The following is an 18,663-nucleotide window of genomic DNA, read 5'->3' on the forward strand; positions in this document are numbered from 1 at the left end:
CCATTCAGGCTGACGCCAGTCACCTGCCCAACCTCAGTCGGGGACATCGATACAACCGAAAAAATCAGCAGTATAAGAACACAATTGGCAGCCATTATTTTGAACATGCGACCAATTGATCTATGATAGAAATATCTGTTAATTTTAGAAAAATACGCAAGTCCGAAGAGTAGCCCTGAGACCATAACAAAGGTTTCGGCGGCCGACGAAAAGCCAAAATGAGTATATGTTGGAAAATTCGCCCCTTTCCGACCAAGATAAACAGTAAGGCTGGAGATATGATTGATCGTAATCGTGAGAATGGCGAAAGCGCGAATGGCATCTAGCGCCTCGATTCTATTGCCAGATGGTTTGGCAGGGGACGCCAAGTTTGATCGATTTTGTGAAAGAGCGTCAGTTCCCATATTGGTTCTGCCGGTGTCTGGTAAGCGGGCGCTGGCTATTCGGCGTGCCGGATGTCCGTCCCGAACGGATCCTTCGTTTAATGCGGGCAGCTGCGATCGCGATCATCATGAGCAAACTGTAGATCACGAAATTCGGGGCGCCATTCAGCGGCGAGGCTTCGGTGATGCCCCTGATCAGCACAAAAAGTAGTATTGCTAGCACAGCCATATTGGACGTGATCAAAAATGACCTTATGGTCGATGCCAAAGCGATAAAAAAAGCGATCAAGCCGAGAAGGCCAGATGAAAATAGTATTTCCAAGAAAAGATTGTGCGTATGGGCAGCAGCTGAAAACAACCTTGGGTCTTGTGAAAGGATAGTTACCGCCGACATATATCCATGTCCGAGAATAGGGGCGGCATCGATTTTCTCTAAAGCGACCAACCAGATATCAGTTCTGCCAGTGAGGTTGGTCAACTCCGCAGTATCGCCCGATCGCGACACACTGTAAAGAATCGCATCCGAGGCAAGGGTTAAAGAGAGCAACGCGCTGATTGCTGCAATAGTCGCAAGGGCCCATCGGAGCAGCGTCGCGCCGCGGCTCAGAAAGATGACACCCCCGCTCACGACTGCGGCGAGAATGCTCATACGATTATCGGCAAGTATGAGCGTGAGCGTTGCGACTCCGATCATCGCATACGGAAGAGCGAGTCCGACACGGCGAAACTGCGGATAATAGGCATAGCTCAATAGAGCACCGATGGCGGCAACACCCCCGATTGCATTAGCTGAGGGTGTGATCCCTCGCAGTCTATTGATCGCGCCAAAGCCATCGTCAGACCAGCCGCGCATCGATACGAAATCCGGTGCAATCGGCATGAGGATCAATGAGACGCCGCATAGAAACAGAGAGGCCCAAATGATGGCTCGCACTGATACGAATTCGCCGTTGATCTCAACGGAATAGACGCACAGGACGAGGATCATGAGCATAGATATCGTGGCGACCAGGGCGGTCGCGGCATTAGGAGACCAGAGCGCACTTGCCGTCAAAAGGACGAAAAAGATTGCCCACGGGGTAAGGCGGGCCGTCCACGCGCTAGGTGGACGGATGACACTCCAATAGATCGCAACGACCGCTGTCCAAACCACGCCTAAGAGACGGATGATTACCTGCATATCGATAGATTTGTCGGAATAAGGCCGATCACGGATGATCGCTGTGGCCACGACCGCGCCGACTATTACAGTCAGATACAAAACGATTGAAGCCGGACGCACCCGAACTTTCGGTGCGTTCGCCCTGAGCAAATAAGAAGATGCTTTGGGTCTTCGGAACAGTCTCGCCGATGGGGAGGCAAGTGGCCGCGTGACCTCGACGCTTCCCATCACGTTCCCTCCGACGAGCGGTAATCATACCCGTAATAGTCTTCCCCATACCCCGCTTTGCGCGCGTCGTATTTCGTCAGCACGCCGCCGATCAGTCGGGCTGAGGCGCGCTGGAGGCGGCGCAGGGCGCCCTTGGCCTGGCCGAAATGCGCGCCGCCCGCTTCGGTGACGAACAGCACGCCATCGGAGTGCGCGGACAGGTGGATCGCGTCGGCCAGCGCCATGACCGGGGGCGCATCCAGGATGACGATCTCGAACCGCTCCCGCAGTTGATCGATTACGGTGCCGAGCGCCTCGCCCGACAGGAGAGTGGCGGAATCGGGCGGGATCGGACCCGAGAACAGGAGCTTGAGCCGCCCTGTCCCGTCCTCCGCTTCGCCGCCTTCCAGGCCGTCATGCAGGACATCGTCCAGCGTGCGCCGACCGACCAGCAGGTCTGACAAGCCGGCAGGCCTCTCCTCGCCCGCAGTGGAAACGAAACGGTGGAGCGTCGGTGCACGCAGATCCGCGTCCACCAGTACCACCTTGCCGCCCGTCGCCGCCATATCCTGGGCGAGCGCGAGCGCGGTGGTCGACTTGCCCTCTCCCTTGCGGCTGCTGGTGATCAGCAGCGTATGCGGGATCCCGCTGGTGGAAGACAGTTCGATCGACGCGCGGATCGCGTGATACGCCTCGCTCAAGGGTGAATGCGGTTCGCGAAGAGCGGTCCGTGGATCGCCGTCGCGCACCAAGGGCACCGCGCCGAGCAATGGCAGGCGCAGCTTGTCCTCGAACTGGTCGGGAGAGCGGATCGTATCGTCGAACCATTCGCGCGCGAACACCGCAATCACCGACAGGGCGATCGCCGCCAGCAGCGCGGCCAGCGCGAACAGCTTGATATTGGGGTGGATCGGGCGGCGCGGCACCTGCGCCTCGTCGACAGGGGTCACGTTGTTGGGAACGACCCCGGCGGCGGCCGATACTTCGCGGAAGCGATTGAGCAGGCTGTCGTAGAGCGCCCGGTTGGTGTCCACTTCGCGCCGCAGGATATTGTAGCGGACGCCGCGATCCTGTTCGGAATAGGTATCGGCCTCGAGGCCCTGAACCTGCGATTGCAGGGCGTCTTCCTGGCGCGCGGCGGTTTCGTATTCGTTGCGGATCGAGGCGCGCACACTGCTGGCGATGGCTCTCATCTGCCGGTCGATTTCGGCCAGTTGCGCATTCACCTGGACCACTTGCGGATGGTCGGCGGTCAGGCGCTCACTCAGCGAAGCGAGCGTGCCGGTCAGTTCGGCCTTCTGTTCCGCCAGAGCCATGACGGTCCCGTTGGACAGGACCTGGGGCAGATCCATCAGATTGGTGGCCTGGGCCTGGCGCCAGCGCTGTTCGGCCATGGTGCGGGCCGCCTGCGCGGAGGCGTAGGCCTGATTCAATTGCATCAGATTGGCCACGGTTGGCGAGCGGGTGGATCCTCCTTCCGAAGAGGTTCCGGACGTATCGATCAACCGCGCACCGCGCGCATATTCGTTGAGCTGCTGTTCCGAGTTTTGGAGCCTCTGGCGGGCCTGCTCAAGCTGGTTCTCGAGGAAATTGCGCGCATACGATGTGGTCGAAAAGCGCCGCTCGATATTGCCGGAGATGAAGTTCTCGACATAGCTGTTGGCGACCCTGGCGGCGAGTTCGGGATCGCGGCTGGAAAACGTGATCTCGATCACTCGCGTATTGGGCGGCAGATTGACGCCCATATTCTCTTGCAGGACCTCGATCACCTGCTCTTCGCGCGACGTGCTGTACAGGCGCTCGTCGATATCGGCGCCCATTGCCTCCAGAAAGGCGTCGCTCGTCGCCAGGCCGAGGCTTTGCGACACACGCTGCGCCAGCGACTGGCTTTTCAGAATGTCGATCTGCGTTTGCAGGAAACGGTCGACCTCCGTCCCGATCGGCATCGGCTCCTGCTCTTCCGTGCCGAGAACGCGCGCCGCCTGCTGGTCGATCTGAATGCTGGCGCGCGCCTGATAGATCGGGGTCGTCAGCAGCACGCCGATCACGCCGATCAGCAGGGCTATCGCGAAAATGGCGAGAATGACGAAGCGATTGCGAAAGATCGCGGCCCAGATCGAGCGTAGATCGATCCACTGGCGCGGCTCTCGCTCGGCATCGTCTTCGATGAGGAAGATATCGTCGGGCTGATCGAGATGGATGGCCGAAGGCGCCGTCTGCACGGTGGAGCCCATCAGAAACGGGCCGCCGACAGGGCGAAAAGGTTCAGGACCGGCACGGCGAGCAGGATGTTTTCCTTAAGCCCGCGGCTGCGGGAATAGCCGACGATCACGACATCATTTCCTTCGATCAGGGGATCGGGGTCCTGCGCCTGGCGGATACGCTGAATGTCGAACACCGCAGCCTTGGGCTCGCCATCGATCGTGCGGAGGACGACGACGTCTCGCGTCGCAGCAACGTCGGTTTCTCCGCTGGCCAGAGCGATCGCTCCAAGCAGGGTGGTGGCACCGGCTATCGGATAAATTCCAGGCTCGTCCACTTCGCCCTGGACCGTGACACGCTGCGATACGGATTCGGTTATGGTCACCGTAACCTGCGGATGCAGATAGCGGGAACGCAGCTCATCTTCCAGCGAGCGCGCTAGTTCGCGAGCCGTGAGGCCGGCTGCCTGCGCATTGTCGACAAACGGAATCGATATCAGGCCGGATGCATCGACCGTGAGCCCCTTCATCGTCAGATCGGGCTCCTGGAACACGGTAACGTCGATCTTGTCGAGCGGTCCTATCCGGTATTCCTTGAGCTGACGCGAAGCGCTTGCCGCAGGGACGAGCGCATAGGCGGCATCACCGCGCGGAACATCAACGCCGACGTTGTTGTTGGCGCAGCCGCCAATTGCCGCGCTAAAAATAGCAACAGCGATCAAACTATACCTGATCATCCCGACCCCCGCTTGGTCCGGACACCAGTATTAACTCTTTCGATTGTGCATTGCAACGTTCCCTGCAATGGTGCCCTGAACGGCTTGCCTTAATCCGGCAGGCTGATGATTTCGATTGAGTCGAGATATAGGATCGCAGGATCGCGGGCTTGGTCAGCGACCACGAACTGCAATGTCTGCGTCGTGCATCCGCGTTCCGGCACTACGAAATCAGCTGTCAGAGACTGCCATGAGTCTCGAGCGGTGTCGTACCGAGCGTTCAAGGGCGACGAAGGTGCTCTACGGTCCGGCGAGGTCTGGCAGGCGATTTGCCACTCGGGGAGGGCGGAGACCGAGGCCTGCGGCCTGATCGCCAGTCGCAGGCGGTAGAGCCCGGGAGCCAGCGTCATGGTTTGTTCGGCAATGGTCCCGGTCCCGATGCCACGGTCGGACACAATTAGAGCATTTCCATCCCACGGGTTTTCGATCTCACCGATGACGGCGTTTACTCCGAATGCCGTGCCCGATCGCCAGTCACGCGATGAGCGAGCTCGGTTCGGCAAGGGGCCGGACCCGCTCGAAAAGGTCCCATTGTCTATAAGGCCGCTCGAAAGACGGCGGACGGCAGCGGTTTCACCACGCGCCTGCAATCCCGATCTGATCGTGCTCCGCTCGGCTTCGGTTACGGGCGTCGGCGACTGCGACAGACCCTCGACGAGCGTCACCGTCCCCGCAGCGGAGATTACGCCCGTTCGACGATAATTTTCGAAGAAATCGTGACGCCAGGAAGGGGCGACGCCCAGCGCTTCGGCGACGGCGTCCGGGCCGTTGCGATCGGCAAGGAGCGACATCATCGTCGTGCCCGCAATCGGGTTCTCAGGGTCCATGCGAAGCAGCGCATCGAGATGAGGCGTCGCTTTCGCCCGGTCTTCGCCTTGCAGGGATTGATCGGCCAACCAGCTTTGAACGATGATGTCACGCCAGCCGAGAGGTTCTGCGAGAGCCATCCATCTTTCAGCCGACGCCTCGTCGCCGGATCGCCACGCACAGCTTCCCAGCACGGCCAGCGCGGTGCTGCTGGCCGGCGCAATTCGCAGCGCCTGTACAGCGGCTGCCTTTGCTTCGTTACAGCGATCTTCTGTCAGGCGGGCATAGGCGAGCGATATCCAACCGGTCGACGAGAAGGGCTGTAGCGCGACAGCCTTTTGCGGATCGCGAATTTCGGCGCGCATTGAGAGAGCGAAGGACACGGACAAAGCCGATAGGCATAGGACCACGATTGCGCTGGTAATGGCCGCTGCGGAACTTTTGAAGGACCGTGTCCGAGCCTTATGGGGCAGGGCGAGCAGGCTCAGCGCAAACGCCCCCGCCGCTGCCAGTGCCGTCATGCGCAGCGGATAATCGTTAAACGAATGCAACGCGAGGATGAGCACGACTGCAAATCCACCCAGTAGAAATATGGGGTTACGCCCCGGCGTATTCCCCGCCCGTCGATGGTGTTGCAGAGCGCGAACGACGATCGCAATCAATCCCGCGAGCAGGAGGGCTGCGAGCGCGCCCCCTTCCATCACCAGTTCGAGATAATCGTTATGCGCGTGGTTCGGATAGTATGGATTGACGAGCCTTAAAGGCTCCCAGACGGGGATGAGGCTGCGAAAAGTGCCGAGCCCCGTGCCAATAGGGAACGTATCGCCGATCGCTTCGGCGGTCATGGCCCAGAACCCGTAACGCGGATTATCTCCTAACGAAGCGAACCGCGCGAGAACGCGGTCGGCAGTGGGGGTGAGAAGCATCGCGATCAGGCCGATCGCAGCACCCAGGGAAAGGTAACGCCATGGGCCTCGCTTCTCAGCTGGCCTTGCCAGAAACAATGCGGCGAAGACTGCCAGGGGCAGGAGAACGAGACCGGACCGGGACTTCGTTATGAGCACGGCGAAGGCGAAAAGAGCTGTCAGGGCGAGCAGCATCCATTTTTTTTCCCAGCGCGCCCCTGATCGCACGGCCCCCTCCACACCGCAGGCGATGATGCCGACGAGCATCATGTCCGCATGGTGGGTGCGGTTCGTAAATAGTCCCGAGGCAGCATTCCGCGTCGAGTTGGCCCACAGGCTGAAGGAGAAGCCAGTCGCAAATTCCACGACGCTGACAATGGCTCCCGCCAGTGCGGCAGCTATCACCACGCGCCACAGCAGCAGTCGCCCATCTTTACTCAGGGTCAGGGTTCCGCACAGTATTGCGGCCGGTATCAGCGAGGCGAGAAGAGTGCGGGCCGTTCGATCCGGCGCGAGACTGAGCGGACGCCAGGAATCCGCGAGCGATATTTCGCGCTGCACCGCAATTGCCCAGGACCGACCGGGCAGATCCAAACCGATTGCCGGGGGAAGCGGGACGAGTTGCAAAAGTATCAGCGCGAACCAGGCCGTCATCAGCAAAAGCAAGCATTTTGCGATCGGCACGGTCGTAATCCCGCGCAGGCGAGGAAGCGTGATGAACAGAAGTGCGAGCGCGCCAAGCTCCAGAACCGACTGGATCAAAGGGTAATAAGCCCCGGCGCCGCCCAATAGGAGGCAGATGGCGAAATACCCCGCGTTGATCCGTGAAAATCGCTGGTCCGAAGGCATAGCCGCTTCAATTCCCCCTACCGACAGCCGCAATTCATCCTCCCCAAGGAAACCGAGCTTAACTGCCAGTTTTGTACGGAAACTCTTGGTATCAATTCATCGGATGAAGTCGCCAAGCTTCTGTGTTTTTCGAAACCTGGCTCGGCAAGGTTTACGCCAGTTTACCATAACACTTCAACAGACCTTATCGGGTTGTTTTCTAGTCTGGCTCCTGTTGCAAAACAGGACATTTCCACATGCTTCGCTCCAGTCCGATTTGGTCGCTCCTCGGCGCAAGCGCGGCGGCAATTTGTCTCCTTGCTGGCGTCGATGCCGCCCAAGCACGGTCGAGCGAAGCCGCTGAAACAAGCGATACGCGTCCCAGCAACGATCTACGCCTTGCGACTGTTGGGTACCGGTTGGCGCGCGCAAACGCCGATTTGTGCACAAATCCGCAAATGATGTCCGGGCTGCTCATACATGACATTGCAAGCTACGCTGAACGCGATCGCGCCAAAATCACCGCCCATTACAAATTGGAGATGGGGTTCGGTGTTCGCGATCTAGTGCCTGAAAGCGCCGCCTCCCTGTCGGGATTTCAACGCGGAGACGAAATCATCACAGTCGATGGTTTTCCGATGAATGCTTTCGCGTTGGAGCAAATCGGTCGATCCGCTTCCTACGATCGCGTTGAACATTTCAATTTCTTCCTTTCCGAAGCCCTCGCCGATGGTTTGGTAGATGTGGATGTGAAGCGGGCGGGAGAAACGATTTCCCTGCATCTCGTCGGCGAACCCGGCTGCGGCGGACAAGTGACCGTAATGCCGGATCGGGCCTTGAATGCGTGGACGGACGGGCGCTTCGTGGCTGTGACAACTCGCATGATGGAATTGGCGACGACGGACGATCAGCTCGCCTTCGTGGTGGCTCACGAGATGTCGCACAATATTCTCGACCATACCGGTCCGTCGGAACCGACGAGAACGATTTTCACTGCGTCGCGTAAGGGCGGGGCGGGCGTTACCAGTTCGGCGAGCAATTCAAAGAACCTCGAAATCGCTGCGGACGAACATGCCGTTTCCATGCTTTTGCGTGCGGGCTACGATATCGACGGAGCAACAATCTTTTTAAAGAAGGCGGGCCGGATCCGTTGGTACGACATACCGATCGGCCATCCCGGGATAGGGCGGCGCATCAAAAACGTGACACTCGCAGCCGCAAAATATGTTGAGGAGCGTCGGCAGTCCGCGCAACCGTATGAGATGGCTTTAGCCAGCGCTGAGATTGGTTCCTCGGGACCCGGCGCGTCAGCCTCCGGCTTGCCGAGCGTCTTATCTCAACCCGATGAAGGCGTGATTTGGAGCAAACCGTATGTCGACAGGGTCGGCGGGGAGATCCGGATCGCGGACTTCAAGCTCGGCACGACGGTCGGCATTCTGGCGGCGAGCCAGCGTTCTAAAACATTGTCCAATCCTGTGCCGCCCGAATTCGCCATATCGAGCCTGAAGGACACGGATTTGCAAAGCGCATTGTTGAACCCTGAGGTAATAAACGGCCTGCTGACCGCCGTAACTACCTGGAATCCAAGTGCAGTGTATGTGAATCAGGTTGCATTACATGACGGCAATTCCGCGCCGCAAGTCTAGGCTTGAATCGGCCTGACTCTCACAGGACGAATTTCGCCCGCGTATCAGTGTTGCGATTACTGCGGACTTGCGTCGCTACCGCCAGCTGCCAACGCCGCCGCAGTGCCGCCGGCGCCCGCCAAGCCAAGCAGAGCCAAAGCAGGCCCGAAGAAGCTGCGCCTGCGTTCCACTTCCGGTCCGGCCGGATCGGGCAAGTCGCCCTCGGCAGCAGACTCGCCATCGACGCTTGAAGGGGTGCCGTCAGGTGCTTCCTGAGGCGCAGACGCCGCCGGTGTCAATTCGGTAACTGCGGGATCGACATCCTGAGACGAGACGGAGGACGAAATCCCTACGGTGGCAAGCACCATGCTCACGCCGATCCCGATTTTCGTAGCGGAGTAAGGCAACGTCTTCGTTCCTTCTGTAAATTGACTAGGCAAACTATCGTTAACTGCCTTTGGGGTCAAGGTATAAGAATCCGACAAACTAGATCTCGAAGAGCGGGGCCGTCCTTTTGTCTTATATTTCAGAATGATCTCGCTATCGCCTGTAATCGCGGCCCACTGAAGCCGAAGCGGAATAGCATCAAAAGCGGACGGGAGGGTAATCAGCGGCAAACGCAACTGCGATCTAGCCCGTAGGATGATCCCAGCGAATCGCGCAGCCTGAAACTTTTCTTACTCGAAAGCGTAATGGGTTTTGCACCGGATGTTCACGCTTTCGCCTTTGACTTTCTCAGGTCGAGATTGAATATGTGGGGCACGGAGAGAGGAATAATCGTGTCGTACATCAATGGAAAAACTCACCACCGCGAGGGGAGGGCGCCGCCGCGTCCGCTCTGGGAAGCTCCCAGATGGCAAAGGGCCGAATATCTGGTTTCCAGATTTGCGGGGTATGTAGCCCTTGTCGGGGTGGTAGTGGGCCTATTCCTGATTTTCGCCTAAGATATTAAAATGATCTGATATTTTGCGCATAACTCAGGCTATGCCAGAGCTTTCGCACGCGGGATGCGTGTTGCTGACGCGATTTTTTGCCATCGTCTTCTGGAGAGGAGGCGACAGGTAACATTTGCATCAAAAGTCTTCCCGATTTAAGACAGCCATCTAAAATCAGAACAAATGGATTCGGCCCGTTGGCTCGGGGACGCTATGAAGCGGGTCACGAGCGGTCGAAATACATAACATCCGATGGTCGCCTTCAAGAATTTGTAAATTCGAAGACACTTCGAAGACTAGAAGGGTGGCCGATGGAAATCAGGGAAGTGATGGGGGGTGGCGCTGATCCTGCTGTAGTCGCGCATTGCGGGCCCCAGCGAAACAATGGAGCATGGCGTGCCTTAGCTTGGACTGCGGCACTTGGCGTCGATGTTGCCATGCTCGGCACAGCTTTCCTGACGGCAAACCTATTTCTGAATGGCGGCATGTTCCGGTCCGAAGATACAACAATGCTGCTCGCATTGGGTGGCATCTTTCTGCTTAGCTTTTTTTATGCGGGAGGATATCTGTCCTCTTCTTTGGTTTCGATTCCCAAGTCGCTTGGACGCATCACCCAAGCGTGGCTCGCCTCGATAGCTCTCGTTTTGCTGGTTTTCTTCTCGATCAAGACTTCGTCATCTCTGTCTCGCAGCCTTTTCTTGACGATCGCTATCGCAACTCCGTTTTTTCTCTGGTCGGGTCGAGCTGCGCTTCTCTATATCGCCAATGATCTGCTGAAGATCAGACTAGAGCGCCGCTTGGTTATCGAAGATGGATTGCCCGTACAGGTCCCGGAAGGATGGGACCTCGCTCGTGCAGACCGCTTCGGCTTTCGTCCGGATCCGGAAAATCCGGTCAGTCTGCACAATTTTTCAGGCCTGGTCGCGCCCTACGATCGGGTGGTTATTTCCTGTCCTACCGAGCGCCGCTCGGCGTGGGCGCTCTATCTCCGATCGGCAGCCTGTGACGGTAAGCTCGTCATGCCAGAGCTTTTCGATATCGTCGGCTGGCGCGTACGTCCATTCGAACCATGGCCGACCCTGCAGGTCTCGATCGGGCCGATGAACTTGCCTGCGCGCGTTGGGAAACGCGTCTTGGACCTTTCCATCACCGCCCCGCTCATTGTTCTGCTGAGCCCGGTGTTTTTTCTGGTCGCCTTGGCAATCAAGTTGGATAGTCCCGGTCCGATTTTGTTCAGACAGCAAAGGATGGGGCGCCACAATCGCCTCTTCGATGTCTTCAAGTTCCGTAGCATGTATGTGGAGTCCACGGATCGTGACGGGACGCGATCCGCCTCTCGCGATGATGATCGCATTACCCGCGTGGGCCGCTTCATACGCGCCACCAGTATCGATGAGCTTCCCCAGCTTCTCAATGTTCTGCAAGGCGATATGTCTCTGGTAGGCCCGCGTCCGCACGCGCTCGGATCACGGGCGGGTACGTCGCTTTTCTGGGAAATCGATATGCGATACTGGCTCCGCCATTCGGTGAAACCGGGTATTACGGGACTTGCTCAGGTTCGTGGCTATCGCGGCGCTACACCGAAGCACGAAGACCTGACCGATCGGCTATCGGCAGATTTGGAATATCTCGATGGGTGGTCGCTTAGCCGTGACCTCATCATAATGCTGCGGACCGCGACTGTCATGGTTCACCGTAACGCCTTCTAGAGAACCGAAAATAGGCTGATCGATACAGAAGTCTCGGACGAACAAGTGCGTCCATTTTCTCGCTCTCGCTCCATCCTTGGTAATCGCTTCTTAAGATCGCGAACTCGGAAGGCGCATCACGCCGTTTCGAGCGACGGAAGAGACGCGTCCGGCAGAGCGCTTCAGCCGATGCATAAACGAGCAAAGAGCACGCGCTTTTAGAGGCATCGTCGATCCCCGCTCGCCCCGCCAAGCGCTTGCCATCCACCACCGGATACGCGGGAACGCGCCAACTTTCGTTAAATACGCATTATAGCCTGTTTTCAGAAACTTAAGGAACATGTGAGAGTGTGCTCCGTCTTAGACTCGGAGCGGAGTGGAAAATTTTCTCATGTATATCGGCAGGGTCTATCAAGGAAGAGACAGTAAAGCACACCGCCATAAAAAGAATGAGGGCGGGTCGATTTCACAAGCTGATCATGAGAAACTCACAGAGGCCAGCGGCATTGGCATCGTTACGTCCGATGCGGAAGGCAAGATAACGAGCTGGAATTACGCCGCGGAACGAATGTTCGGGATCCAATCGTCCGCAGCAATCGGCAAATCGATGGAGATCATCATTCCGAAGCGGTTTCGGGATGCGCATCGTGCCGGGCTTCGGCGCGTGGCTGGTGGTGGCTCCTCCTCTCTCATCGGGCAAACCGTCGAAGTCATGGCTATCAGAGCCGACGGAACGGAATTTCCCATAATACTTTCGCTTGCATGCTGGGACTCGGGCGGAGAGATGCATTTCGGCGCCTTCATGACCGACATCACCGAACGGCGCGCTGCCGAGGCGAAACTGGAACACCGGGCCACGCACGATCAGCTCACGCGGCTGTTGGGCCAGAAAGCTTTCGAACACGAGCTGGCCCGCAGCCTTGAAGATAGCGCTTGCGTCGCCGTGTTCATGATCGATTTGGACAATTTCAAAAGTATCAATGATTCTCTCGGCCATCCGGTCGGTGATACATTGCTGCAATCGTTCGCGCTGAGGCTTAAGGCGATCGCGGCCCCCTCTTGGATCATCGGGCGTCTGGGCGGAGACGAGTTCGCCATTGCGGTGCCGACCGATGCGCCGCTGCCCGACATCCAAAATACGGTGGATGGCCTGATGCGTCGGATCAGCAAGACCTTCAGCGTGGACGGGCATCGCCTTCAGATATTCGCCAGCATAGGCGTCGCGTTCGGCCCGACGGACAGCGATAACGCCGAAGAATTGATTGCGCTGGCAGACCGCGCGATGTTTCAGGCAAAACGAAGCGGAGGCCGCAAGGTCAAGCTCTTCGATCAGGCCATGCGTGCTGACATCGCAGCCAGGCGTCAGATCAACGATGCGCTCATCCTGGCAAGCAAGCGCGACGAATGGGAGTTGTTTCTTCAACCGCAATTCGATCTTTCGACCCGGCAATTGACGGGAGCGGAAGTTCTTTTGCGGTGGCGACATCCGGAATTGGGCCTGATCGAACCTGCGGTATTCATGCCCGTGCTGGAAACCCACTTGGTGGCGTTCGAAGTCGGGCAATGGGTATTGGACGAAAGCTGTCGTCAATTGGCTGCCTGGCGCAAGACCGAACTGAAATTACCGCGCATCAGCGTCAATCTATTCGCGGCGCAGTTCCATGCTCCCTCGCTGAAAGGTAACGTGATGCGCACACTTGCCCATCATGGTCTGGAGCCACAGGATATCGAGCTCGAAATTACCGAGAAGATCACGCTGAATTTCGACCGGGCGAGCATCGGCCCTTTATACGATCTCGTAGCCTGCGGGGTAGGGGTCGCCCTCGACGATTTCGGGACCGGCTTCGCCTCGCTGGCAACCTTGACGCGCGCTCCGATCACGCAGCTCAAGATCGACCGCCGGTTCGTCGAGAATATCGCGGACGATCCGCATAATCGTGCCGTCGTCGCCGGGATGGTAGCCATCAGCGACACCCTTGACGTGGGTTTGATTGCGGAAGGGGTCGAGACTCTCGAACAGGCAGAGCAACTTCAGGCGATGGGCTGCCAGATCGTGCAGGGTTTTCTATTCGGCAAACCGATGAGCGCTAAGGATTTCGAAAAATTCTATTTCGATAGGGTCGCGTGCGCAGCCGTCGCTTAAGCGTCTTATCCGGCTTGGCATCGGCCTGTCGCCTTGGCGAAACTATCCGTATCGTCGGCGTCAAAACGGTGTCGGAACGATGCTGCGCCTGGCTTGAAACGTAGTTGCGAAGGTATCGGTCGTGTCTTTATCGACAAGAGGTCTGCTGATTGCCTTGCCGATCATCGCCTTGGTGATCGGAGTAACGACGTGGTTCTCCTACAGTTCAACGATAGCCAATTTCGAAAGCCGTGCAAGCTGGAGCGATGGAAATAGTTCATGAGCGGCAGCTTCTTTATCGCTCTGGTTCTGACCGTGATTGCCGCGCTGGGCGGGCGGGACCAATTGCTCGTCGCGCGGATACGAGCCGCGGGCGCGCAGCGGGGCGGCCTTCCCCTGCTCGTGATCGGGATCGCTTGCGCCGTCCTGACCGGGGCGCTGGCGGCGTGGGCCGGAGGGGTCGTGGACGCGATGATCTCGGATGCGGCGGAAACGATGCTGGTCGCCTTCGCGCTCGGCCTGGCAGGGCTTGAACTGCTCTGGCCCAATCGCGAGAAACGCCTGCTCGAACCGACCCGTTCGCTCGGCGCTATCGCGCTGGTTCTGCTCGCTCGCCAGGTTTCGGACGGTCCGCGCTTCGTCATCTTCGCTTTGGCGGCAAGCAGCGGAGCGCCGCTCTTGACCGGCGTCGGCGGAGCGGTGGGCGGGGCGGCCGCGATCGCGCTGGGCTGGTCTTTAGGCGCGGCGCTCGAACGCTTGCCGCTGCGCCCCGTGCGCCTGGCTTTAGGGACGATCATAGTAGTCGCCGCGATCGTGATCGGACTGACTGCGCGCGGAATTGTCGGGTGATCGATCCAGCCGATCACTGCGATGTGCAAACCGCCTGAAACATACTGGCGGCATTCCCGTTGGGATAAACGACAATCTTACCGACTGAATGAAGGATGTATGATGGCCGATATTGGCAACAACTCGAAGACCGCTCTCGTAACCGCTCTCAACGGCGCGCTGGCCGATACGCTGGCGCTGTATCTCAAGACCAAGAATTTCCACTGGCATATCGCCGGTCCGCGTTTCCGCGATCTCCATCTTCTGTTCGACGAGCAGGCCGCCCAATTGCTCGGCACGGTGGACGACATCGGCGAGCGTGTGCGCAAGAACGACGAATACACGCTGACCTCGATCGGATCGGTCGCGAAGCAGACGCGGATCGAGGATCAGGACGATGTCACGATCACGCCCGACGCGATGGTGATCGAACTGCGCGATGGCAACAAGCTGCTCCACAAGCGCCTGAAAGAGGTGAAGGAGGCGGCCGAGGAAGCCGGTGACAATGCGACCAGCGGCATCGTGGACGACTGGGCCGACCAGTGCGAAGAGCGGATCTGGTTCCTCAATCAGACGTCGAAATAAGGCCGGAGACGGGTTGGCGCATGGGGAGATCGCGAGTATCGCCGTCCTATGAGCGACCGTACGATCCGTAACGGAAAAACCGACGACGCCATAGCCGACTGGCTTGCGGACAGACTTGAAACGGCGTTCGAGCGCGACGGGCCGGTGGCGATCACCGTACCCGGCGGTTCGACGCCGTTTCCGATTATCGAGACCCTGATTGCGCGCGACTTACCATGGGAGCGTCTGGTGGTCTGGCCGAACGACGACCGCGTCGTTCCCGAAGATCACGCGGCCAGCAATACGGGCAAGCTGCGTGCCCTGTTCGAGCGGGTAGGAGCCGAGGTCGCGACGCTGACCATCATGGAGCAGGTCCCGCATTTCGCGCTCGCCTGGATCGGCATGGGCGCGGACGGTCACACCGCCTCGCTGTTTCCCAATACCGATCCCCAGATCGACGAAGATCGCTCGATCGTGCGGCTGACACCCGATCCGCTGCCGCCCGAAGCGCCCTTCGACCGGATCAGCCTGACCCTGCCCGCTCTGCTCGCCAGCGACGAGATCGTGCTGGTCGCGCGCGGCGAGGACAAGCGCCCGGTTCTCGACGCCGCTCTGGCTGGCGAGAACGACCTGCCGATCGCCCGCCTTTTCGGTGCGGCACATCAGCCCGTCACGGTCTTCACCTAATGTCCGGCGCGCTGCAGCGGCGGTTTCTGCGGATTGCGCACAAGCTGCGGGACCGGTGGCGGCGCTGGCGCAAGACGCCGCTGGAAGGCGTGTCGATGATCGCGCGCGATCTCGACGGTCGCGTCCTCTTGGTCCGTCACAGCTATGGTCCGCGCGCGTGGTATTTTCCCGGTGGCGGCATTCGCAAGGGCGAGACGGTCGAACAGGCTGCGGCGCGCGAATTGAAGGAAGAAACCGGCTGCGAATGCGACGGGATCTTCCTGGTCGGGCAGTTCGAAGAGGAAATCTCCGGATCGCCCCACACGGCACATGTCGTCACGTGCGTCACGCATGATGTGCCCAAGCCAGACCGGCGCGAAGTGGTGGAAGCGCGCTTTTTCCCCACCCATTCGCTGCCTGAACCGCTGAGCCCGCACACCTCCGCGCGGCTGCGCTTTTTTCAGGATCCCAAGAACATGGTCCGCGGCGCCTGACGCTTTAGAGCAGCGAAAGCTGCGCCGACCGCGCCGCCTTTTCGCGCCGCGAGCCCTTTTCCACTCCTTCCAGTGACGACAGGGTGAGGCCCATCAGGCGGATCGGGCGCGGGAGCGGCAATTCGCTTTCCAGCAATTCGCGCCCGATCGCGGCGAATTCCGCCTTGTCGCCGACCAGATGCGGCACCGATTTCGCCCGTGTGTTGAGCGTGAAGTCGTTGTATTTGAGCTTGAGCGTCACGGTCCGCCCGCGCGCCTGCGATCGCTCGATCCGCTCCCATACGATATCGACGATCCGCTCCAGCGTGGCGCGCAAATCCTCGGGCGCGTGCTGGTCCTCGTGGAAGGTGCGCTCGCCCCCCACCGATTTGCGCGTCCGGCTTGAGCGGACGGGGCGCAGGTCGATCCCCCGCGCGGCGCGGTAGAGATATTCTCCGAAACTGCCGAAATTCGCCGTCAGCCAGGCCTGGTCCTTGGCCGCGAGGTCCGCGCCGGTGGCGATACCGAGCCGCTGCATCTTTTCTTCCGCCCGAGGACCGACACCATGAAAACGGCGGATCGGCAGGCTTTGTACGAAATCCGCGCCCATTCCCGGTTTGATGACGCAGATCCCGTCGGGCTTGTTCTGATCGCTGGCCAGTTTTGCGAGGAATTTGTTGTAGCTGACCCCCGCGCTCGCGGTCAGCTGGGTCTTGGCGCGGATTTCCTGCCGGATCATCTGCGCGATGCGCGTGGCGGTACCGATCCCCAGCCGATCTTCGGTCACGTCGAGATAGGCTTCGTCGAGGCTCAGCGGTTCGACCAGATCGGTGTGGTGATGGAAAATGGCCCGGATCTGCTGCGATACTTCGCGATAGACGTCGAACCGGCTCTTGCAGAACACCAGATCGGGGCACAGGCGTTTCGCCGTGACGCTGGGCATGGCGCTCTTTACGCCGAACTTGCGCGCTTCGTAACTGGCGGCGGCGACCACGCCGCGCCCGCTCGATCCGCCGACCGCCACCGGGCGACCGCGCAGTTCCGGATGGTCGCGCTGTTCGACGCTGGCGAAGAAAGCATCCATGTCGACATGGATGATCTTGCGCAGGCCGCTGCCGGGCGCGCCCTCGTCATCATCGTTGTCGGAACCGCAATCACCCATGCAGGAATAGATAGCGAGCCGAGTTGCAAATCGGAACCTTTGCCGCCACCTGACGCTTTGTGCAGATGCGAACGGAACAGCTAGCGACGGGCGAGCGCCCGAGGGCCGAAGCGGCTCGGCGTCCCCATATCAGCGAACGCTCGCTGATATGGATGATGGCGCTGCTGATGGCGCTGAATGCGTTCGGTATCGATTCCATCCTCCCCGCGCTGGACAATCTGGCGAGCACTCTGGGGGCGGAAGGCAATAGCCGGCAATTCGTCGTCGGTGCCTATTTGATCTGTGCGGGTATCGGCGCACTGGTGCCGGGCAGCTTTGCCGACCGATATGGGCGTCGCCCGGTTCTGTTCGTGGGCCTCGGCATCTATATCGCGCTGTCGATAGCCTGTTCGCTGGCGACCGATTTCACCACCCTCGTCATTTTGCGCGCAATCCAGGGTTTCGGCGCAGCCTCCATCATCGCGCTTCCTCCCGCTATCATCCGCGATCGCGTCGGCGGGGACAAGATGGCCCGGATGATGAGCCTGATCTTCGTGATCTTCCTGATCGTCCCCGCCATCGCGCCGACGATCGGGCAGGGTATTCTGGAGATCGCGGGCAGCTGGCGCTGGATTTTCGCAGCCATGGCGGCGGCGGGCACGGTGATGGCCGTATGGGTCTATACCAAGCTGCCGGAAACGCTGCACGAGGACGACCGCGTGCCGATCCGCCTGCCCGTGATCGTGCGCAATATGCGCCACTCGCTCACCCTGCGCGCCACGATCGGCTATACGCTGGGCAGCGCGCTGGTCTTCGGCGGCCTGTTCGGTTTCATCAATTCCTCGCAGCAACTGATCGGCGAGGCTTTCAATGCGGGCGATCTCTTCCCGCTGATTTTCGCGATGTGCGCGGGCGCGATGTCGATTGCGAATTGGTCCAACAGCCGCATCGTCGAACGCTTCGGCGCCCGGCGGGTCAGCCATGCGGCGCTGTTCGTCTTCATCGCCGTCGCAGGCGCGCAATTGTGGTTCGCGAATCAGCCGGACGAGAGCCTGTGGACCTTCGTGCCGCTGATGGCAGCCAATATGGCCCTGCTCGGATTTATCGGCGCGAATTTCGGTTCGATCGCGATGGAGCCGTTCAAGCACATCGCCGGGGCAGCCAGCTCGGCGCAGAGCTTCCTGCGGTTGACGACCGGGGCCGGGCTGGGTGCGCTGATCGGATTTATGTACGATGGCACTGCACGCCCGCTGGCGACGGCGCTTTTGATCACTGCCGTGCTCAGCCTGATCTTCGTGCTGTTCAGCGAAAAAGGCGAATTGTTCGGCGCGCCGCGCCCAGAGGCCGACTGA

General features: G+C 59.5%; 15 protein-coding genes. 8 read left to right on the forward strand and 7 right to left on the reverse strand.

Going from position 1 to position 18,663, the window contains the following annotated elements:
• The 5 genes from opgC to A3736_RS01165 all read right to left on the reverse strand — a co-directional run.
• Positions 1-404 (reverse strand): OpgC domain-containing protein (gene opgC, locus A3736_RS16520; protein ID WP_156501910.1); only part of this gene is annotated, 404 nt, incomplete at its 3' end.
• Positions 394-1,614, reverse strand: a complete 1,221-nt coding sequence (locus A3736_RS01150; protein WP_197465449.1) for an O-antigen ligase — start codon at positions 1,612-1,614, stop codon at positions 394-396. The genes A3736_RS01150 and opgC, both read right to left, overlap by 11 nt.
• A 158-nt stretch (positions 1,615-1,772) precedes the next feature.
• The gene (locus A3736_RS01155) at positions 1,773-3,986 is read right to left on the reverse strand and encodes a polysaccharide biosynthesis tyrosine autokinase (protein WP_082851236.1); all 2,214 of its coding nucleotides are present in this window, start codon (positions 3,984-3,986) and stop codon (positions 1,773-1,775) included.
• Entirely contained in the window at positions 3,986-4,690 is a 705-nt protein-coding gene (locus A3736_RS01160) for a polysaccharide biosynthesis/export family protein (protein ID WP_067678158.1), read from the reverse strand. The genes A3736_RS01155 and A3736_RS01160 overlap by 1 nt, the downstream gene beginning before the upstream one ends.
• Positions 4,691-4,779: 89 nt before the next feature.
• Positions 4,780-7,290, reverse strand: coding sequence for an O-antigen ligase family protein (locus A3736_RS01165; RefSeq protein WP_067678162.1), 2,511 nt, complete (start codon positions 7,288-7,290; stop codon positions 4,780-4,782).
• A 236-nt stretch (positions 7,291-7,526) separates the two neighbouring features.
• Between A3736_RS01165 and A3736_RS01170 the strand changes: the two genes are divergently transcribed.
• Positions 7,527-8,915 carry a M48 family metalloprotease gene (locus A3736_RS01170; RefSeq protein WP_082851237.1) on the forward strand — a complete coding sequence of 463 codons (1,389 nt, stop codon included), beginning with the start codon at positions 7,527-7,529 and terminating at the stop codon, positions 8,913-8,915.
• Positions 8,916-8,971: 56 nt separating this feature from the next.
• Here the strand turns inward: A3736_RS01170 and A3736_RS01175 are convergent, their stop codons facing one another.
• Positions 8,972-9,301 carry a hypothetical protein gene (locus tag A3736_RS01175; protein WP_156501911.1) on the reverse strand — a complete coding sequence of 110 codons (330 nt, stop codon included), beginning with the start codon at positions 9,299-9,301 and terminating at the stop codon, positions 8,972-8,974.
• Positions 9,302-10,140: 839 nt separating this feature from the next.
• Here A3736_RS01175 and A3736_RS01185 point away from each other — a divergent pair.
• From A3736_RS01185 to A3736_RS01210, 6 genes are all read left to right on the forward strand, one after another.
• On the forward strand, positions 10,141-11,538 hold the full coding sequence (locus tag A3736_RS01185; RefSeq protein WP_082851238.1) for a sugar transferase: 1,398 nt from the start codon (positions 10,141-10,143) through the stop codon (positions 11,536-11,538).
• Positions 11,539-11,893: 355 nt separating this feature from the next.
• Positions 11,894-13,660: a bifunctional diguanylate cyclase/phosphodiesterase gene (locus A3736_RS01190; protein ID WP_156501912.1), complete on the forward strand. Its 1,767-nt coding sequence runs from the start codon at positions 11,894-11,896 to the stop codon at positions 13,658-13,660.
• A 258-nt stretch (positions 13,661-13,918) separates the two neighbouring features.
• Positions 13,919-14,488 carry a hypothetical protein gene (locus tag A3736_RS01195; protein WP_067678176.1) on the forward strand — a complete coding sequence of 190 codons (570 nt, stop codon included), beginning with the start codon at positions 13,919-13,921 and terminating at the stop codon, positions 14,486-14,488.
• 102 nt (positions 14,489-14,590) lie between these two features.
• A complete protein-coding gene (locus A3736_RS01200) occupies positions 14,591-15,052 on the forward strand; it encodes a Dps family protein (RefSeq protein WP_067678258.1) in 462 nt (153 codons plus the stop codon).
• 48 nt (positions 15,053-15,100) lie between these two features.
• On the forward strand, positions 15,101-15,718 hold the full coding sequence (locus A3736_RS01205) for a 6-phosphogluconolactonase (RefSeq protein WP_067678179.1): 618 nt from the start codon (positions 15,101-15,103) through the stop codon (positions 15,716-15,718).
• On the forward strand, positions 15,718-16,191 hold the full coding sequence (locus A3736_RS01210) for an NUDIX domain-containing protein (protein ID WP_067678182.1): 474 nt from the start codon (positions 15,718-15,720) through the stop codon (positions 16,189-16,191). Before A3736_RS01205 ends, A3736_RS01210 begins: the two co-directional genes overlap by 1 nt.
• Before the next feature lie 4 nt (positions 16,192-16,195).
• Here A3736_RS01210 and dinB read toward each other — a convergent pair whose 3' ends face one another.
• Positions 16,196-17,332 carry a DNA polymerase IV gene (gene dinB / locus A3736_RS01215; RefSeq protein WP_067678185.1) on the reverse strand — a complete coding sequence of 379 codons (1,137 nt, stop codon included), beginning with the start codon at positions 17,330-17,332 and terminating at the stop codon, positions 16,196-16,198.
• A gap of 65 nt (positions 17,333-17,397) precedes the next feature.
• Between dinB and A3736_RS01220 the strand changes: the two genes are divergently transcribed.
• Positions 17,398-18,663, forward strand: coding sequence for a multidrug effflux MFS transporter (locus A3736_RS01220; RefSeq protein ID WP_067678188.1), 1,266 nt, complete (start codon positions 17,398-17,400; stop codon positions 18,661-18,663).

It is taken from the genome of Erythrobacter sp. HI0063, assembly GCF_001635685.1.
Taxonomy (GTDB): Bacteria; Pseudomonadota; Alphaproteobacteria; order Sphingomonadales; family Sphingomonadaceae; genus Qipengyuania.